Genomic DNA, 19,304 nt, shown 5'->3' with positions numbered 1-19,304 from the left:
GACAACGTCGGCATCACCGTGAAGCTGATCGCTCCGATCGCCATGGAAACCGGTCTGCGTTTCGCGATCCGCGAAGGCGGCCGTACCGTGGGTTCGGGTGTGGTTGCCACCATCCTCGCTTAAGATTTGTAAGGCCACAGGGGCATAGCTCAATTGGCAGAGCGTCGGTCTCCAAAACCGAAGGTTGGGGGTTCGAGACCCTCTGCCCCTGCCAGCCACCGTTGATCGCGGAAGCTGGTTTGTTGGTCCAAGCATCGGCCCGCGGGAGTTCATCCTGGCGGGCTTTGCTGCTGGTGGGTATCGCCACCGACACTTCCGAAGAATTGAATGCGCAGCTGTGAGGCTGGGCATGGAACCGAATCAATGTCGAATCCTCAAGTCGAAACCGTGACCACCAGCGCCGACAAGGCAAAGCTGGGTGCCGCCGCCGTGTTGCTGGCTGCTGCGCTGTTCGCGTATTACTACCTGGCCAAGCAGGGGCAGTGGGTTCAGTGGGGTGCCTTGCTGGTCTTGCTGGCGGCAGCGTTGGCAGCGTTTTTTACCTCCGAAGCGGGCAAGTCGTTGATTGCTTACGGTCGTGATTCGAGTCGCGAAGTGCGCAAGGTCGTGTGGCCCACGCACAAAGAGGCGCGCCAGATGACCGGCTATGTGTTTGCCTTTGTCGTGGTGATGGCCTTGTTCCTCTGGATCACGGACAAGACCCTGGAATGGGTGATTTACGACTTGATTCTGGGTTGGAAGCGTTGACCGAATCGTGAACAGACGCCTGCGGGCGTCTTTCGCGCTGGAATTGAGCCGCAAGGCAAGCGTTGTAGAGCGTTGAAGGATTGCAATGACTGAAGAACAAGGCACTGTCGTGACCGAGGCTGCTGCAGCCCCCGCCGGGCTTCCCAAGCGCTGGTATGTGGTGCATGCCTATTCAGGCATGGAGAAGGCCGTCGAGCGCAATCTGCGCGAGCGCATCGATCGCGCCGGCATGCAAGACAAGTTCGGTCGCATCCTGGTGCCGACCGAAGAAGTGGTGGAACTGAAGAACGGCAAGAAGGCCGTGACCGAGCGCCGTTTCTTCCCCGGCTATGTGCTGGTCGAAATGGTGATGGAAGACGACACCTGGCACTTGGTCAAGCACACCTCGAAGGTGACGGGCTTTGTGGGTGGTGCGAAGAACCGCCCTGCACCGATTTCTGAGTCTGAGGTGATGAAGATCGTCAGCCAGATGCAGGAAGGTGTCGAGAAGCCCCGGCCCAAGGTCGAGTGGATGGTCGGCGAAATCGTGCGCGTCAAGGAAGGCCCGTTCACGGACTTCAACGGCGCCATCGAGGACGTCAATTACGACAAGTCCAAGGTTCGTGTGTCGGTCACCATCTTCGGCCGCGCCACGCCGGTGGAGCTGGACTTCTCGCAAGTCGAGAAGGTCTGAGCCACATCTGCTGTTCAAGAGCCTGACAGGGCTCGCGTCGTTCGCAAGAGCAGCGCATCCTGTCCGTAGTCAGCCTGCGACGAGACGCGGGCAAGAGGAGCAAGGGTAAGAGGCGATATGCCTTCAGCCCCTTGCGCTAGCACTCAAGAGCTGCGGCGAGGCCGCTGTGGCTCTTTCAGGAGAAATCATGGCCAAGAAAATTGTCGGCTTTATCAAGCTGCAAGTCGCGGCAGGCAAGGCCAATCCTTCGCCTCCGGTCGGTCCGGCGCTGGGTCAGCGCGGTCTGAACATCATGGAATTCTGCAAGGCGTTCAACGCTCAGACCCAAGGCCACGAGCCGGGTATGAAGTTGCCGGTGGTGATCACCGCCTTCGCAGACAAGAGCTTCACCTTCGTGATCAAGTCGCCCCCGGCGACCGCCCTGATCAAGAAGGCTGCCAAGATCGACAAGGGTTCGCAAAAGGCCCACCTCGAGAAGGTTGGCAAGCTGACCCGCGCCCAGCTGGAAGAAATCGCCAAGATCAAGGTCAAGGACTTGACCGCTGCTGATCTGGACGCCGCTGTTCGTACGATTGCTGGTTCCGCTCGCTCGATGGGCGTGCTGGTGGAGGGTGTCTGAAATGGCAAAGCTGACTAAACGCCAAAAGGCCCTGCAAGGCAAGGTCGAAACCACCAAGCTGTACCCCTTGGGTGAAGCGCTGGCCCTGGTGAAGAGCCTGGCCACTGCCAAGTTTGACGAGTCCATCGACGTGGCCGTGCAACTGGGCGTGGACGCCAAGAAGTCTGACCAAGTCGTTCGCGGTGCGGTCGTGATGCCTCACGGTCTGGGCAAGACCAAGCGCGTCGCTGTGTTCGCCCAAGGCGCCAAGGCTGAAGAAGCCAAGGCCGCCGGTGCAGACGTGGTCGGCATGGAAGACCTGGCCGAGCGCATCAAGGCGGGCGACATGCCCTTCGATGTGGTGATCGCTTCGCCCGACACCATGCGTATCGTCGGTACCCTGGGTCAAGTGCTGGGTCCCCGTGGCCTGATGCCTAACCCCAAGGTCGGCACCGTCACCCCCGATGTGGCCACCGCTGTCAAGAACGCCAAGGCGGGTCAAGTCCAGTTCCGCGTGGACAAGGGCGGCATCATTCACGGCACCCTGGGTCGTCGCTCGTTCGAGAACGACAAGCTGGAAGGCAATCTGCGTGCTCTGATCGAAGCCCTGAACAAGGCCAAGCCGGCCAGCAGCAAGGGCGTCTACCTGCGCAAGGTGGCGATCTCCTCCACGATGGGCGTTGGCGCCCGCGTGGATGTGGCCAGCATCAACGCACAAGCTTCGGCCTGATCGGTCGCAAGCGAATTCGATTGAAATGCGGCGCTGGTCTGGCGCTGCATTGATGAATTGGTGGGGCGTCGGCGAATTCCGGTTCGCTGGCGCGTCATCCAAGACCGCTGGTGCGAAGTGCGAGCCCTTGTGGCTGCAGCGTTTTGCTTAATCGGTGAATTTCGGGTGCAAGCCCAGTTTCACGGCCAGCGCAGATGGCGGTCCCGCTGAAAGGAATTGAAAAGCCGCAAGGCTTGGGTTTCCTGACAGAAGGTCGCTGAACCCCGGTGTGTCGGATGCCGCAAGGCGGAAGACACGTTTTTGTGAGGAGTAGACCTTGAGTCTCAATCGCAACGAGAAGGCAACCGTCGTCTCCGAAGTGGCCGCCCAGGCAGCCAAGTCGCAGACCCTGGCGCTGGCCGAGTACCGTGGCCTCACCGTTGAAGCCTTGAACAAGCTGCGCGTCACCGCGCGTGCCCAAGGTGTGTATCTTCACGTGCTGAAGAACACCCTGGCTCGCCGTGCTGTCGCTGGCACCCCGTTCGAAGCTGCTGCGGAGAGCATGGTCGGCCCGCTGATCTACGGTTTTTCCGAGGACGCGGTCGCTGCCGCGAAGGTCATCGCTGACTTCGCCAAGACCAACGACAAGCTCGTCGTCAAGGGTGGCGCCTACGGTGGCAAGGCTCTGGATGCCAACGGCATCAAGGCCCTGGCATCCGTGCCCAGCAAGGAAGTCTTGCTGTCGCAAATCGCTGGCCTGCTGCTGTCGCCGGTGCAACGCACCGCGGCCGTGCTGGCGGCTCTGGCTCAGCAAAAGGGCGGTGGCGCAGAAGCCCCGGCCGAAACTGCTGCAGCCTGAAGCGCGTAGCCCCGTACTCTGCAATCTATCTGTTATTAGGAAACTATCATGGCATTCGATAAAGACGCATTCCTGGCCGCTCTGGACAGCATGACCGTTCTGGAACTGAACGATCTGGTCAAGGCAATTGAAGAGAAGTTTGGCGTGTCCGCCGCTTCGATGGCTGCTCCTGCTGCTGGCGGCGCTGCTGCTGGTGGCGCTGCTGCCGCTGAAGAAAAGACCGAGTTCAACGTCGTGCTGACCGACGCTGGCGCCAACAAGGTGTCCGTCATCAAGGCCGTGCGCGAAATCACCGGTCTGGGTCTGAAGGAAGCCAAGGACCTGGTCGACGGCGCTCCCAAGGCTGTCAAGGAAGGTGTTGCCAAGGCCGACGCCGAAGCCGCCAAGAAGAAGCTGGAAGAAGCTGGCGCCAAGGTCGAAGTCAAGTAATTGGCTTGGGGGTGAGCTGCCTGGCAGCTTCGCTCCCATCGACCCGGTTGCAAGCGGGTCTTGCATGTGCGCTGGCCCCCTGCCTGACGAGGATTGGGGTAGGGCAGCGAACCGCGAGACGGTGGCTTGGCGCCTGAAAGGGGTAGGTCTGATGACCTCCCCCTTTTGCTGTTTTAGGGGTTAGTCCTGTTGAGAATAGTTGAAAGCTTCGCGCGAGGTATGATGCGCGGTTCTTTCAAGTGTTCTCTGATCCGACTGCAGAGAGCCGGTTTGGTCGGACTTCGGTTCACATGAGCATGTGACCGGGGTTGTCCGCCAGCGGTTGGTAGTGGCCAACCACCAAGCGCGAGCGCAATGCTCGAGTAGCCAGTCGCCGACGAAGCCCGTCCCACGGCCAGGGGTGGGCTCTCGACACGGAGTGTTTATGGCGCAAGCAACCCCCTATAGCTATACCGAGCGCAAGCGGATTCGCAAGAGCTTCGGCAAGCGCGAGAGCGTTCTCAACGTTCCCTATTTGCTCACCATGCAGCGGGAGGCCTATGTCGCCTTCCTGCAGAAGGATCTGCCGCCCACCAAGCGCAAGGCCGAAGGCCTGCAGGCAGCCTTCCTGTCCGCGTTCCCGATTGTTTCGCACAACGGTTTCGTGGAAATGAAATTCCTCGAATACAACATCGCCAAGCCGCCGTTCGACACCCGTGAGTGCCAGCAGCGTGGCCTGACCTATGCAGCCGCCGTGCGCGCGCGTCTGCAGATGATCATTTACGACCGTGAATCGCCCCAGGCGAAGACCGTCAAGGAAATCAAGGAACAAGAGGTCTACATGGGCGAAGTGCCCCTGATGACCGACTACGGTTCCTTCATCGTCAATGGCACCGAGCGTGTCATCGTCTCGCAGCTGCACCGTTCGCCCGGCGTGTTCTTCGAACACGACAAGGGCAAGACCCACTCGTCCGGCAAGCTGCTGTTCTCGGCCCGCATCATTCCTTACCGCGGTTCGTGGCTGGACTTTGAATTCGACGCCAAGGACATCCTGTTCTTCCGCGTGGACCGCCGTCGCAAGATGCCGGTCACCATCCTGCTCAAGGCCATCGGCCTGAACCCCGAGCAGATCCTGGCCCACTTCTTCGTCTTCGACAACTTCCGTCTGATGGACGTGGGTGCGCAGATGGAATTCGTGGCCGACCGCCTGAAGGGCGAAGTCGCTCGCTTTGACATCACCGACAAGAGCGGTGCCGTCATCGTCGAGAAGGACAAGCGCATCACCGCGCGCCACACCCGCCAGCTGGAGCAATCCGGCACCCAGCACGTCACCGTGCCCGAAGACTTCCTGCTCGGCCGTGTGCTGGCCAAGAACATGGTCGACGGCGACACCGGTGAAATCATCGCCAAGGCCAATGACGAGCTGACCGACGCGCTGCTGAAGAAGCTGCGCGCCGCCGGCATCAAGGACGTGCAGTGCCTGTTCACCAATGAACTGGACGAAGGCGCCTACATCAGCCAGACCCTGGCCACCGACGAAACCGTCGACCAGCTGGCTGCCCGCGTCGCCATCTACCGCATGATGCGCCCCGGCGAGCCGCCGACGGAAGACGCCGTCGAGGCCCTGTTCAACCGCCTGTTCTACAACGCAGACACCTACGATCTGTCGCGCGTGGGCCGGATGAAGTTCAACGCCCGTGCCGGCCGCGACACGCCCGAAGGCGCGATGACGCTGTCCAACGAGGACATCCTGGACGTCGTCAAGATCCTGGTCGAGCTGCGCAATGGCCGCGGCGAAGTCGATGACATCGACCACCTGGGCAACCGTCGCGTGCGCTGCGTGGGCGAGCTGGCCGAAAACCAGTACCGCTCGGGTCTGGCTCGTATCGAAAAGGCTGTCAAGGAACGTCTGGGCCAGGCCGAGACCGAAGCCCTGATGCCGCATGACCTGATCAACAGCAAGCCGATCTCGGCGGCACTGAAGGAATTCTTCGGTGCCTCGCAGCTGTCGCAGTTCATGGACCAAACCAACCCGCTGTCGGAAATCACGCACAAGCGTCGTGTCTCCGCACTGGGCCCGGGCGGTCTGACCCGCGAACGTGCCGGCTTCGAAGTCCGGGACGTGCACCCCACCCATTACGGCCGTGTCTGCCCGATCGAAACGCCGGAAGGCCCGAACATCGGTCTGATCAACTCCCTGGCGCTGTACGCACAGCTGAACGAGTACGGCTTCCTGGAAACGCCGTATCGCCGCGTGGTTGAAGGCAAGGTCACCAAGCAGATCGACTACCTGTCCGCCATCGAGGAAGGCAAGTACGTCATCGCTCAGGCCAATGCTTCGCTGAGCAAGGAAGGCGCGCTGATCGACGAGCTGGTCTCGGCCCGTGAAAACGGCGAATCGGTGCTGACCTCGCCCGAGCGCATCCAGTACATGGACGTGGCGCCTACGCAGATCGTGTCGGTCGCTGCCTCGCTCGTGCCCTTCCTGGAGCACGACGATGCGAACCGTGCACTGATGGGCGCCAACATGCAGCGTCAAGCCGTGCCCATCCTGCGCCCCGAAAAGGCCCTGGTCGGTACCGGTGTCGAGCGCGTGGCGGCCAAGGACTCGGGTACCGTGGTGGCAGCTCGCCGCGGCGGTATCGTGGACTACGTGGACACCAACCGTATCGTGATTCGCGTCAATGACGCGGAGACCGTGGCCGGTGAAGTCGGCGTCGACATCTACAACCTGATCAAGTACCAGCGTTCCAACCAGAACACCAACATCCACCAGCGCCCGATCGTCAAGCGCGGTGACCATGTGGCGGCTGAAGACATCATCGCGGACGGCGCCTCCACCGACATCGGTGAGCTGGCTCTGGGCCAGAACATGCTGGTCGCCTTCATGCCCTGGAACGGCTACAACTTCGAAGACTCGATCCTGATCTCCGAACGCGTGATCGCCGAAGACCGCTACACCTCGATCCACATCGAGGAATTGGTGGTCAACGCCCGTGACACCAAGCTGGGCAGCGAAGAAATCACCCGCGACATTCCCAACCTGTCCGAGCAGCAACTGGCTCGCCTGGACGAGTCGGGCATCGTCTACGTCGGCGCCGAAGTGAACCCCGGCGACGTGCTGGTCGGCAAGGTCACGCCCAAGGGCGAAACCACGCTGACGCCGGAAGAGAAGCTGCTGCGCGCCATCTTCGGTGAGAAGGCCTCCGACGTGAAGGACACCTCCCTGCGTGTCGACCAAGGCACCTCGGGCACCGTCATCGACGTGCAGGTCTTCACCCGTGAAGGCATCCAGCGTGACAAGCGAGCCCAGCAGATCATCGACGATGAACTGAAGCGCTTCCGCCTGGACCTGAACGACCAGCTGCGCATCGTCGAGGCCGACGCCTTTGACCGTATCGAGAAGCTGCTGATCGGCCGCGTGGCCAACGGCGGCCCGCAGAAGATCGCCAAGGGCACGGTCATCGACAAGGCCTATCTGGCTGGCGTCGACAAGTTCCACTGGTTCGACATCCGTCCCGCCGAGGACGACATTGCCAACCAGCTGGAATCGATCAAGAACTCCCTGGAGCAGACCCGCCACAGCTTCGACCTGGGCTTTGAAGAAAAGCGCAAGAAGCTTACGCAAGGCGACGAGCTGCCGGCGGGCGTGCTGAAGATGGTCAAGGTCTACCTGGCCGTCAAGCGCCGCCTGCAGCCTGGCGACAAGATGGCCGGCCGTCACGGCAACAAGGGTGTGGTGTCCAAGATCGCTCCGATCGAAGACATGCCTTACATGGCCGACGGTACGCCGGCTGACATCGTGCTGAACCCGCTGGGCGTGCCCTCGCGGATGAACGTGGGTCAGGTCCTGGAAGTTCACCTGGGCTGGGCCGGCAAGGGCATTGGCCAGCGCATCGGCGACATGCTGCAGGAACACGCTCGCGTGTCCGAGCTGCGTCAGTTCTTCGATGAGCTGTACAACAAGTCCGGTGGCAAGCCTGAAGACCTGGATCAGCTGAGCGACGACGAAGTCATCGAAATGGCGCGCAATCTGCGCCACGGTGTGCCTTTCGCCACGCCGGTGTTCGACGGTGCCAAGGAAGATGAAATCCGCGCCATGCTGAAGCTGGCCTACCCGGATGACATCGCCGCCAAGAAGGGACTGACCGCCACGCGCACCCAGGCTTATCTGTCGGACGGCCGCACCGGCGAGCGCTTCGAGCGCCCGACCACCGTCGGCTACATGCATGTGCTGAAGCTGCACCACTTGGTGGACGACAAGATGCACGCCCGTTCGACCGGCCCGTACAGCCTGGTGACCCAGCAGCCGCTGGGCGGCAAGGCCCAGTTCGGTGGCCAGCGTTTCGGTGAAATGGAAGTGTGGGCGCTGGAAGCTTATGGCGCCTCCTACATCCTGCAGGAAATGCTGACGGTCAAGTCCGACGACGTGAACGGCCGGACAAAGGTCTACGAGAGCATCGTCAAGGGCGAGCACACCATCGAAGCCGGCATGCCGGAATCGTTCAACGTGCTGGTCAAGGAAATCCGTTCGCTCGGTATCGATATTGAGTTGGAGCGCAACTGAGGCAGGGCGGGGCCAGCCCGCCGCGGCGCATGAAGCGCCCGGCGCGGCCCCTTCTCTTGAGCTGAATGTTTCCGTATCCGACTAAAAAACCAAGGAGTTATGCATGAAAGGCTTGCTGGACCTTTTCAAGCAGTTCACACCCGACGAACATTTCGACGCAATCAAGATCGGGCTCGCATCGCCCGAGAAGATTCGCTCGTGGTCTTTCGGCGAGGTGAAGAAACCTGAGACCATCAACTACCGCACGTTCAAGCCCGAACGCGACGGCCTGTTCTGCGCCAAGATCTTCGGTCCCATCAAGGACTACGAATGCCTGTGCGGCAAGTACAAGCGCCTGAAGCACCGCGGCGTCATCTGCGAGAAGTGCGGCGTTGAAGTCACCCAGACCAAGGTGCGTCGTGACCGCATGGGTCACATCGACCTGGCCGCGCCTTGCGCTCACATCTGGTTCCTGAAGTCCCTGCCTTCGCGCTTGGGCCTGGTGCTGGACATGACCCTGCGCGACATCGAGCGCGTGCTGTACTTCGAAGCGTACGTGATCGTTGATCCGGGCATGACCCCGCTGAAGAAATTCGCGATCATGACCGAGGACGACTACGACGCGAAGCGCGTGGAATTCGGCGACGAATTCATCGCGCTGATGGGCGCCGAGGGCATCAAGAAGTTGCTGGAAGAGATGGATCTCGACATCGAGATCGACAAACTCCGCAACGACATGACCGGCTCCGAGCTCAAGGTTAAGAAGAACTCCAAGCGCCTCAAGGTCATGGAAGCCTTCAAGCGCTCGGGCATCAAGCCGAGCTGGATGGTGCTGGAAGTGCTGCCCGTGCTGCCGCCGGACCTGCGTCCGCTGGTGCCGCTGGACGGCGGCCGCTTCGCGACCTCCGACCTGAACGACCTGTATCGCCGCGTCATCAACCGCAACAACCGTCTGGCTCGCCTGCTGGAGTTGAAGGCCCCCGAGATCATCGTGCGCAACGAAAAGCGCATGCTGCAGGAAGCCGTGGACTCGCTGCTGGACAACGGTCGTCGCGGCAAGGCCATGACCGGCGCCAACAAGCGCGCGCTCAAGTCCCTGGCCGACATGATCAAGGGCAAGAGCGGTCGTTTCCGTCAGAACTTGCTGGGTAAGCGCGTCGACTACTCCGGACGTTCGGTGATTACCGTGGGCCCGACCCTGAAGCTGCATCAGTGCGGTCTGCCCAAGCTGATGGCGCTGGAGCTGTTCAAGCCCTTCATCTTCTCGCGCCTGGAAGCCATGGGCATCGCGACGACGATCAAGGCCGCCAAGAAGGAAGTCGAATCCGGCACCCCCGTGGTCTGGGACATCCTGGAAGAGGTCATCAAGGAGCACCCGGTTCTGCTGAACCGTGCGCCGACGCTGCACCGCCTGGGCATTCAGGCTTTCGAGCCCGTGCTGATCGAAGGCAAGGCCATCCAGTTGCACCCGCTCGTCTGCTCGGCCTTCAACGCCGACTTCGACGGTGACCAGATGGCTGTTCACGTGCCGCTGTCGATCGAAGCGCAGATGGAAGCCCGCACCCTGATGCTGGCCTCCAACAACGTGCTGTTCCCCGCTTCGGGCGAACCGTCGATCGTGCCGTCGCAAGACGTGGTGCTGGGTCTGTACTACGCGACCCGCGAACGCATCAACGGCAAGGGCGAGGGCATGGTGTTCTCGGACATCGCGGAAATGATCCGTGCGCTGGAAAACGGCGCCGTCGAGATCACGGCCAAGATCAATGTCCGCATGACCCAGTACACCAAGGGCGCAACCCCGGGTGAATGGATCCCCGAGACCAAGCTGGTGAGCACGACCGTCGGTCGCGCGCTGCTGAGCGAAATCCTGCCCAAGGGCCTGCCGTTCTCGAACATCGACAAGGCCCTGAAGAAGAAGGAAATCTCGCGCCTGATCAACACCTCCTTCCGCAAGTGCGGTCTGAAGGAAACCGTGGTGCTGGCCGACAAGCTGCTGCAGTCCGGTTTCAAGCTGGCCACGCGCGCAGGCATCTCGATCGCTGTGGACGACATGCTGGTCCCGCCGCAGAAGCCGGGCCTGATCGAACGCGCCGAGAAGGAAGTCAAGGAGATCGAGCAGCAGTACGTCTCCGGTCTGGTGACCGCGGGCGAGCGCTACAACAAGGTCGTGGACATCTGGGGCAAGACCGGCGACGAAGTCGGCAAGGTCATGATGAGCCAGCTGTCCAAGCAGAAGACCATCGACCGTCATGGCAAGGAAGTGGACGAAGAATCGTTCAACTCCATTTACATGATGGCCGACTCCGGCGCCCGGGGTTCTGCCGCTCAGATTCGCCAGTTGGCAGGTATGCGGGGTCTGATGGCCAAGCCGGACGGCTCCATCATCGAGACGCCGATTACCGCGAACTTCCGCGAAGGCCTGAACGTGTTGCAGTACTTCATCTCCACCCACGGTGCTCGTAAGGGCCTGGCGGATACGGCGCTGAAGACTGCGAACTCGGGTTACCTGACCCGTCGTCTGGTCGACGTGACGCAGGATCTGGTGGTGATCGAGGACGATTGCGGCACCGACAACGGCATCGCCATGCGCGCCCTGGTCGAAGGCGGTGAAGTGATCGAATCGCTGCGCGACCGCATCCTGGGTCGTGTTGCCGCCACCGACGTGCTGCACCCTGAAACCCAGGCCGTGCTGCTGACTGCCGGCACCATGCTGGACGAAGACAACCTCGACGTGCTGGAAGCTGCCGGCGCCGACGAAGTCAAGGTCCGCACCCCGCTGACCTGCGCCACGCGCTACGGCCTGTGCGCCAAGTGCTACGGCCGCGATCTGGGCCGCGGTGGCCTGGTGAACGTGGGCGAAGCGGTGGGCGTGATCGCTGCACAGTCGATCGGTGAGCCGGGTACCCAGCTGACCATGCGTACCTTCCACATCGGTGGTGCGGCATCGCGTGCAGCTGTGGCCTCGAGCGTGGATGCCAAGTCCGACGGTCTGATCGGCTTCAACGCCACCATGCGTTATGTGACCAACGGCAAGGGCGAGTTGGTGGTGATTTCCCGTTCCGGCGAAATCATCATCGCCGACCAGCACGGTCGCGAGCGTGAGCGTCACAAGGTGCCGTACGGTGCGATCCTGAGCATCAAGCCGGATCAAGCCATCAAGGCCGGCACCATCTTGGCCAATTGGGACCCGCTGACCCGCCCCATCATCACCGAGTTCGCCGGTCAGGCGAAGTTCGAGAATGTGGAAGAAGGCGTGACCGTGGCCAAGCAGGTCGACGAAGTGACCGGTCTGTCCACCCTGGTGGTGATCGATCCCAAGCGTCGCGGTGCCGCCAAGGTGGTGCGTCCGCAAGTCAAGCTGCTGGACGCCAACGGCCAGGAAGTGAAGATCCCTGGCACCGACCACTCGGTGACCATCGGCTTCCCGGTCGGCGCGCTGGTGCAGGTGCGTGACGGTCAAGACCTGGCCCCGGGTGAAGTGCTGGCACGTATCCCGATGGAAGGTCAGAAGACCCGTGACATTACCGGCGGTCTGCCGCGTGTGGCCGAGCTGTTCGAAGCCCGTTCACCCAAGGATGTGGGTGTGCTGGCCGAGCTGACCGGTACGGTGTCGTTCGGTAAGGAGACCAAGGGCAAGAACCGCCTGGAAATCACCGACCCCGATGGCAAGAAGCACGAAGAGCTGGTGCCCAAGGAAAAGAACATCCTGGTCCACGAAGGCCAGGTGGTCAACCGCGGCGAATTGATTGTGGACGGCGCGGCCGACCCGCAAGACATCCTGCGCCTGCTGGGCATGGAAGAGCTGGCTCGTTACATCGTCGACGAAGTGCAGGACGTGTACCGTTTGCAAGGTGTGAAGATCAACGACAAGCACATCGAGGTGATCGTTCGCCAGATGCTGCGTCGTGTGCAGATCACCAATGCCGGTGACTCCAGCTACATCATCAACGAGCAAGTGGAACGCTCGGAGCTGCTCGATACCAACGATCGTCTGCGCAAGGAAGGCAAAGTCCCGGCCACCTATTCCGACGTGCTGATGGGTATCACCAAGGCTTCGCTGTCGACCGACTCCTTCATCTCGGCCGCTTCCTTCCAGGAAACGACCCGCGTGCTGACCGAGGCTGCCATCATGGGCAAGCGCGACGAGCTGCGTGGCCTGAAGGAAAACGTCATCGTCGGCCGCCTGATCCCCGCAGGTACCGGCATGGCCTTCCACCGCGCCCGTTATGCCAAGGAGAAGATGGACGACGCCGAGCGCCGCGCCATTGCTCAGCAAGAAGCCGAGGAATTGGCTTCTGCACAAATGGCCAGCGTCGACGCAGGCGCCGAGCCGGCTGCCGAGTAAGCCATCCACCGTGTTTGACACCCGGGCGCCGACAAGGCCCCGGGTTCAAAACAAAGGCCGCCCGATCGAGAGATCGGGCGGCCTTTTTATATCCGCGACGCTTTGGAGTGTGTGCTTGCTAGAGCGTGTCTTGCTTCATAAAGCAGTGACTCGATTTTCTCGTGAGGCCCTGCAGCCCGTGCCGCCGCCGGGCTCATGGTTCCGGGGTCGGCCCTGACGGGCCGACTTCCCTGCGCTGCTCGCGCCTCGGGGCTGGCGCATAACTCACTTCGCTCCCTGCGTTCGCTTCGTTCAGACAGAAGCGCCAAGTCAGAACTTGAAGCGCGCGAGTACGCGCGCGCCCCGAGGCGCTGTGCTGCTCGGCCCTTCACAAATCGCCCGGCAGCGGCACGGGCTGCATGGCGCTTGCATCGCGATCGATCTGCCCCCTCAACGGTGGAACACGCCATCTCCGGAGGTGGCTCGGCCCGCCGACGGGCGATTTGTGCGCGGCCGAGGGCGCAGCGGAGCGGCTCAGGCGCGTGTACCCACGCGCTTCAAGCTCCAACTCGGCGCCACTGTTTGACCGCAGTGAGCGCAGCGAACGGAGGAAGTTTGGCGCCGCTGAGCCGCGCAGTGAGCACCGAGGGGAGTCGGCTCACGGAGCCGACCCGCGAACCACGAGCCCGGCGGCGGGACGAGACACCGCAGCGAGAAAGAACCAGACAGCCTAGGTCCGCAACGTGCCGCAAGTTGTCGTCCGGCTGCGACAAGCGCCAGGTCATTCGTCCCCGAACAACTGCCCGTGTGCTTTCGGTGGGGTCATGCCGAGGTGGCGGTAAGCGGCCAGCGTGGCGATGCGGCCGCGCGGGGTGCGTTGCAGAAAGCCTTGCTGGATCAGGTAGGGCTCGATCACGTCTTCGATCGTGCCGCTTTCTTCGCCGATGGCGGCGGCCACATTGTCCAGGCCAACGGGGCCGCCGTCGAAGCGGTGGACGATGGCCTCGAGCAGCTTGCGGTCCATCAGGTCAAAGCCCTGCGGGTCCACGTCCAGCATGGCCAGGGCCTTGTCGGCGATGTCCTTGCCGATGTGGCCATTGCCTTTCACCTCTGCATAGTCGCGCACGCGGCGCAGCAGGCGGTTGGCAATGCGCGGTGTGCCGCGTGAGCGGCGCGCGATCTCGAGTGCGCCTTCGGCATCGATGGCGCTGTTGAGCAGGGCGGCCGAGCGGGTGACGATGCGTTGCAGCTCGGCCGCGGTGTAGAACTCCAGCCGGGCGACGATGCCGAAGCGGTCACGCAGCGGGTTGGTCAGCATGCCGGCGCGGGTGGTGGCGCCGACCAGGGTGAAGGGCTGCAGGTCCAGCTTGATGGAGCGGGCCGCCGGGCCCTCGCCGATCATGATGTCGATCTGGTAGTCCTCCAGTGCGGGGTAGAGGATTTCTTCGACCACGGGCGAGAGCCGGTGAATCTCGTCGATGAAGAGCACATCGTTCTTCTCGAGATTGGTCAGGATGGCGGCCAGATCCTTGGGTTTTTCCAACACCGGCCCCGAGGTCTGGCGCAGGTTCACGCCCAACTCGGCGGCGATGATGTGGGACAGCGTGGTCTTGCCCAGACCCGGGGGGCCGAAGAGCAGCACGTGATCCAGCGCTTCGTCGCGTTTGCGTGCGGCGCCGATGAAGATCTCCAGCTGTTCGCGCGCCTTGGCCTGGCCCACGTACTCGTCCAGCAGCTTGGGCCGTAGGGCGCGTTCGATGGCTTCTTCTCGCGGCGAGGCCGGTGCCGCGCTGATGACGCGGCTGACCTGGCTGGCGAAATCGTCGGTCTGAATGCTCATGCGAAAGGTCTCCGGCCGCAGCCCATCAACACCCTGATCATCAACGCGACAGCGACTTCAGCGCCTGCTTGATGCCCTCGCTGACGCCCACATCGGGCGGCAGCAGCTTGAGCGCGGCGGTGGCTTCCTTCTCGCTGTAGCCCAGGGCCACCAGGGCTTGCAGGATGTCGCCCTGGTTGTCGTTGGCCAGGCTGGCCGGCAGGGCCAGATCGGGGCCCAGCTTGCCCTTGAGCTCCAGCAGCAGGCGCTCGGCCGTCTTCTTGCCGATGCCGGGCACCTTGACCAGGCGGCCGGCCTCCTGCTTGGACACGGCTTGGGCCAGCTCGGCGACCGACAGGCCGGACAGCAGGGACAAGGCCATCTTGGGGCCCACACCGCTGATCTTGATCAGCTGCCGGAAGGTGGCACGCTCTTCGGCGGTCAGGAAGCCGAACAGCACATGGGCATCCTCGCGGATGCTCAGGTGCGTCAGCAGGCTGGTGCGCTCGCCCAGGGCGGGCAGGTTGTAGAAGGTGCTCATGGGCACGTCGAGCTCGTAGCCGACCCCTTGCACATCGATGAGAACCTGCGGGGGCGATTTTTCCGCGATGACGCCGCTGAGCTTGCCAATCATGAGCGCGGATTATCCGCGTTTGGCGTGCGTCTGCTGGATGTTCGTCCAGTATTTTGCAGCGCACCGTCGCCGGCGGCGCGCAGCTCAGTTCCGGCCGAACAAGCCCAGGCGCTGCGCTTCCAGTGCCGCTTCGGCGCGCGAGGACACATTGAGCTTGCGGTAGATCTGCTTCACGTAATCGGCAATCGTGTGGCGCGACAGGCCCAGTTGCACGCCGATCTCGGGCAGGGTGAAGCCCTTGGCCACGCGCAGCAGCACCTCGGTCTCGCGGTCGGTCAGGGAGACTTCATGCAGCACGGCGGCCGCTTGCGGGCGTTTCTGGTTGGCGAAGTGCGAGATCACCTTGCGGGCGATCGAGGGCGACAGCGGCGGCTCGCCCTGGCTCATGCGCTGCAACTGCTCGACCAGCAGCTCGCGCGATTGCTCTTTCAGCAGATAGCCGAAAGCGCCGGCCTGCAGAGCGGGGAACAGGTGCTCGTCGTCGTCGTGGATGGTGACGATGACGGATTGCACCTCGGGCTGCTTCTCGCGCAGCGCGGCAATCACATCGACGCCCGAGCCGTCGGGCAGGCCCAGGTCCAGCAGGGCGAGGTTGAAACGCTGGCTGTTGACCAGGGCCAGCGCATCCTGCACGCGGGAGCACTCGGTGATCTGGGCATTGGCGAACACTTGTTTCACCAGCGCCTTCAGCCAGGCGCGGATCTCGGGAATGTCTTCAAGCAGCAGGATGTGGTCCATGGCGTTCTCGGTCGGCCCTGTGGTCACGCGGTATGCGCGCCTGCAGGGTGGCGTTCAGGGTTGGGCTGGACATGGGTCCAGCGGTATGACAATTTCGGCAGTTGCAGCGTCAAACTGAATGATGCGCGGGTTTGGGGTTGAAGGGTCAGAGGGGAATCGTGAGGCGGATCACGGTTCCCCAGCCGGGGCCCGACTCCACCAGACATTGGCCATGCATCTGCTTGGCCCGCGCCTTCATGCTGGCCATGCCGTGGCCGCGGTCCAGGCGGCCGTCCAGCTCGGCCGGGATGCCTTGGCCATTGTCTTGAATCACCACCACGAAGTCTCCATCCTGCACGCTGCAGCTGATGGTGCAGTTGGTGCCGCCGCTGTGCTTGATGATGTTGCTGACCGCCTCGCGGAAGATGCGCGTGGTTTGCACGTAAGCACGCGCCGGCAGGGTGTGGGTGATGTCTTCGGACGGTGACTTCCACTCGGCATTGATATTGGCCTGACCCAGGCGCGACACCACCTCGGCGCGCCAGTCGCCCAGGGCGTCGAGCAGATGCACGGGCTTGCCGGTCAGGCCGCGCACCGACAGGCGCATTTCTTCCAGGGCCTCGCGGGCCAGGCTGGAGATGCGGTCCGACTCGCTGGTGTGCACGATGGTCAGCAGCTTGGCGCCCAGGTCGTCGTGCAGGTCGGCGGCAATGCGCTTGCGCTCGCGCTCGGTGACCTGCTCGAGACGCTGCTCCGCCAGCGCGCCGAAATTGCGCTCCATCTCGGTGACCCGCTCCTGCATGCGGTGCTCGAACTGGGCATGTTCCTTCTCGGCCTCCAGGCGGTCCTGGGCGAAGCTCAGCAGGTACTGCAGGCCCAGGGCCAGCAGGCTCAGCGGCAGCAGCAGACCCAGGGCCAAGCCCAGCTCGATGGCTGCCACGCCGGTCAGGGCTGCGGCCGCCGCGCCGGCCAGCAGACCGAGGCCGCAGACGAGCAGCAGAGTCGGTGTGAAGCGGGCCTCCTGCCGACGGCTGGCCGCAGCGTTGCCGCCATCTTTGGCTTCAGCGTCAGGCCGGCGCACGCGCCGCTTCCAGCCGCTGGCCATGGCCAGCAGCGATTGCAGCGCCAGCCAGGTCGGCGCGAACTGGTGCAAAGGGCCGGCCCAGGCTGCCGTGGCCGGGCTGGGGCTGTTCTGCAAGGTGCTGGACAGGGCCGGCAGCAAGAGCATCTGGCCCAGCAGCAGCAGGTCTTGCCACAGCGGCATGGGCAAGGTGCGGCTCAGGAAGAACTTGAGGCTGCACCAGGTGGCAAGTGCCAGCAGGCCCAGGTTCAGGGCCGGTGCCAGCGTGGCGCTGCCGATCGGTCCCACCACGCTCAGCACGGCCGTCAGGGCCAGGCTCAGCATCCACCCGCCCAGGCCCAATCCGGCGCCGCGCTCATGACCGTGGCGGTAGGCCAGGGTCAGCACACTCAAGGCCATCATCAGGAGCATGCCCGCCAGGCCGAAACTCAGCCCCGCGTGGCCGCTCGATGCCCCGGTGCCCGCGGCCAGCGCGGGGCTGCCGATGAAGCAAAGCGTCAGGCCGGCCAGTCCTCGAAGTGCGGGTTTCGCTGCGAGGCAAGGGGGGCAAGGTTCAGAGGCCGCGGCTGCGGCCGCGAGCGGGTGGGGCGTTTCTTCTTGTAACAGGCTCAGCATGGGGCCCGATTGTGCAGGACAGAGGCGTCTCTCCCATGTGCAAGAAGCCCGCGCGACAATGCACTTGTTGCCAAATCCCTAGAAGAAAGTGCCCCTGTGATTCTTCACCACGAGTTTGCCCCGGTCGACAACAAGCGTCTGGCCCATTTGTGCGGCAGCCTGGATGAACATCTGCGCCAGATCGAGCTGGCCCTGGCCGTGCGCATCGGCCGCCAGAACGAGCGTGTGCGCATCGAGGGCCCCAAGGCCGCTGCCGAGCGCGCGCTGCAGCTCTTGCTGGCCTTGTACGAGCGCAGCCGCCGGGCGATTCCGCCCGAGCTGATGCATGTGGCCCTGGCCGAGGCGGTCGCCGAGCTGGGACCGGCCCGCATGTCCCGGCGCAGCACGGTGAAGCGCGCTGCCGCAGTTTTGCCCCGGGCCGCGCCCAGCGAGATCGTGCTGCGCACCCGGCGGGCCGATCTGGCCGCCCGCACGCCGCGCCAGCATGAGTACCTGCACCAGATCCTGAACCAGGACATCACCCTGGGCCTGGGGCCGGCGGGCACGGGCAAGACCTTTCTGGCCGTGGCCTGTGCCGTCGACGCGCTCGAGCGCAGCACGGTGCAGCGCATCATCCTGACCCGCCCGGCCGTGGAGGCAGGCGAGCGCCTGGGCTTTCTGCCCGGCGACCTGACGCAAAAGGTCGACCCCTATCTGCGCCCGCTCTACGACGCGCTCTACGAGCTGATGGGTTTCGACAAGGTCAGCAAGGCGTTTGAGAAAGGCCAGCTCGAAGTCGCCCCCCTGGCCTTCATGCGCGGCCGCACCCTCAACCATGCCTTCGTCATCCTGGACGAAGCCCAGAACACCACGCCCGAGCAGATGAAGATGTTTCTGACCCGGCTCGGCTTTGGCAGCCGCTGCGTGGTCACCGGCGACACCAGCCAGATCGACCTGCCCAAGGGCGTGAACAGCGGCCTGGTCGAGGCCGAGCAGGTGCTGGCCGGCGTCGAGGGCGTGGCCATGACCCATTTCAGCAGCGCCGATGTGCTGCGCCACCCGCTGGTGGCCCGCATCGTCGATGCCTACGAGGCGCACGGCCGTTCAACGAGCCCGGCCTCGTTCACCAAAACCAAGAAAGCCGCGCCATGAGCCTGCCCGAACTGAGCCTGTCCCTGCAATTTGCCGACCCGCGCCACAAGGCGCTGCTGCCCCGCCACAAGGTGGCGCGCTGGATCCGCAGCGCCCTGGAGCTGCCGGGCGAGATCACCGTGCGCATCGTCGGTGCCGAGGAGGGGCAGCAGCTCAACCGCGAGTTCCGCAGCAAGGACTACGCGACCAATGTGCTGACCTTCGACTACAGCCACGAACCCGTGGTGACGGCCGACTTGGTCATCTGCGCCGAAGTGGTGGAGCGCGAGGCCAAAGAAGCCGGCCTCGATCTGGCGGCGCACTACGCCCACATGCTGGTGCACGGCACCCTGCATGCCCAGGGTTATGACCACGAGGAAGACGACGAAGCCGCCTGCATGGAAGCGCGTGAAAGCGAGCTGATGCAGGCCCTCGGTTTTGCCGACCCGTACGCGGCGCGCTGA

15 protein-coding genes and 1 tRNA gene are annotated in these 19,304 nt (G+C 63.4%); 12 read left to right on the top strand and 4 right to left on the bottom strand.

The features are described from left to right. From AC1Q6P_RS22805 to rpoC, 10 genes are all read left to right on the top strand, one after another. A partial coding sequence (locus AC1Q6P_RS22805) for an EF-Tu C-terminal domain-related protein (protein ID WP_492666240.1) occupies positions 1-123 on the top strand: 123 nt, incomplete at its 5' end. Positions 124-138: 15 nt separating this feature from the next. Continuing rightward, positions 139-214, top strand: a tRNA-Trp gene (locus AC1Q6P_RS22800). Between the two features lie 149 nt (positions 215-363). After that, entirely contained in the window at positions 364-747 is a 384-nt protein-coding gene (gene secE / locus AC1Q6P_RS22795; protein WP_102769408.1) for a preprotein translocase subunit SecE, read from the top strand. An 85-nt stretch (positions 748-832) separates the two neighbouring features. Next, positions 833-1,420, top strand: a complete 588-nt coding sequence (gene nusG / locus AC1Q6P_RS22790) for a transcription termination/antitermination protein NusG (protein ID WP_102769409.1) — start codon at positions 833-835, stop codon at positions 1,418-1,420. A gap of 187 nt (positions 1,421-1,607) precedes the next feature. Further along, positions 1,608-2,039, top strand: coding sequence for a 50S ribosomal protein L11 (rplK, locus tag AC1Q6P_RS22785; RefSeq protein WP_102769410.1), 432 nt, complete (start codon positions 1,608-1,610; stop codon positions 2,037-2,039). 1 nt (position 2,040) lies between these two features. Beyond that, positions 2,041-2,748 carry a 50S ribosomal protein L1 gene (rplA, locus tag AC1Q6P_RS22780; protein ID WP_102769411.1) on the top strand — a complete coding sequence of 236 codons (708 nt, stop codon included), beginning with the start codon at positions 2,041-2,043 and terminating at the stop codon, positions 2,746-2,748. Positions 2,749-3,064: 316 nt separating this feature from the next. After that, the gene (gene rplJ, locus AC1Q6P_RS22775; protein ID WP_102769412.1) at positions 3,065-3,586 is read left to right on the top strand and encodes a 50S ribosomal protein L10; all 522 of its coding nucleotides are present in this window, start codon (positions 3,065-3,067) and stop codon (positions 3,584-3,586) included. A 48-nt stretch (positions 3,587-3,634) separates the two neighbouring features. Continuing rightward, on the top strand, positions 3,635-4,015 hold the full coding sequence (gene rplL, locus AC1Q6P_RS22770; protein ID WP_102769413.1) for a 50S ribosomal protein L7/L12: 381 nt from the start codon (positions 3,635-3,637) through the stop codon (positions 4,013-4,015). 424 nt (positions 4,016-4,439) lie between these two features. Beyond that, positions 4,440-8,561 (top strand): DNA-directed RNA polymerase subunit beta, encoded by a 4,122-nt coding sequence (gene rpoB, locus AC1Q6P_RS22765; RefSeq protein WP_492666239.1) that lies wholly within the window; start codon positions 4,440-4,442, stop codon positions 8,559-8,561. 103 nt (positions 8,562-8,664) lie between these two features. Continuing rightward, on the top strand, positions 8,665-12,885 hold the full coding sequence (gene rpoC, locus AC1Q6P_RS22760) for a DNA-directed RNA polymerase subunit beta' (protein WP_102769415.1): 4,221 nt from the start codon (positions 8,665-8,667) through the stop codon (positions 12,883-12,885). A gap of 760 nt (positions 12,886-13,645) precedes the next feature. On the opposite strand, the gene ruvB is transcribed toward rpoC, so the two are convergent. The 4 genes from ruvB to AC1Q6P_RS22740 form a co-directional block, all read right to left on the bottom strand. Continuing rightward, positions 13,646-14,704 (bottom strand): Holliday junction branch migration DNA helicase RuvB, encoded by a 1,059-nt coding sequence (ruvB, locus tag AC1Q6P_RS22755; protein ID WP_102769416.1) that lies wholly within the window; start codon positions 14,702-14,704, stop codon positions 13,646-13,648. 40 nt (positions 14,705-14,744) lie between these two features. Then, a complete protein-coding gene (gene ruvA, locus AC1Q6P_RS22750) occupies positions 14,745-15,317 on the bottom strand; it encodes a Holliday junction branch migration protein RuvA (protein ID WP_102769417.1) in 573 nt (190 codons plus the stop codon). Between the two features lie 84 nt (positions 15,318-15,401). Continuing rightward, complete coding sequence (locus AC1Q6P_RS22745; protein WP_102769750.1) at positions 15,402-16,055, bottom strand: response regulator; 654 nt, start codon at positions 16,053-16,055, stop codon at positions 15,402-15,404. 145 nt (positions 16,056-16,200) lie between these two features. Beyond that, positions 16,201-17,526, bottom strand: a complete 1,326-nt coding sequence (locus AC1Q6P_RS22740; protein WP_492666209.1) for a sensor histidine kinase — start codon at positions 17,524-17,526, stop codon at positions 16,201-16,203. A 300-nt stretch (positions 17,527-17,826) separates the two neighbouring features. On the opposite strand from AC1Q6P_RS22740, the gene AC1Q6P_RS22735 reads away from it, so the two are divergent. After that, the gene (locus AC1Q6P_RS22735; RefSeq protein WP_492666208.1) at positions 17,827-18,861 is read left to right on the top strand and encodes a PhoH family protein; all 1,035 of its coding nucleotides are present in this window, start codon (positions 17,827-17,829) and stop codon (positions 18,859-18,861) included. After that, complete coding sequence (gene ybeY, locus AC1Q6P_RS22730; RefSeq protein WP_492666207.1) at positions 18,858-19,304, top strand: rRNA maturation RNase YbeY; 447 nt, start codon at positions 18,858-18,860, stop codon at positions 19,302-19,304. The genes AC1Q6P_RS22735 and ybeY overlap by 4 nt, the downstream gene beginning before the upstream one ends.

It is taken from the genome of Roseateles sp. GW835-FHT13E02 (genome assembly GCF_058794035.1).
This window is presented reverse-complemented; position numbering and strand designations above follow the sequence as displayed.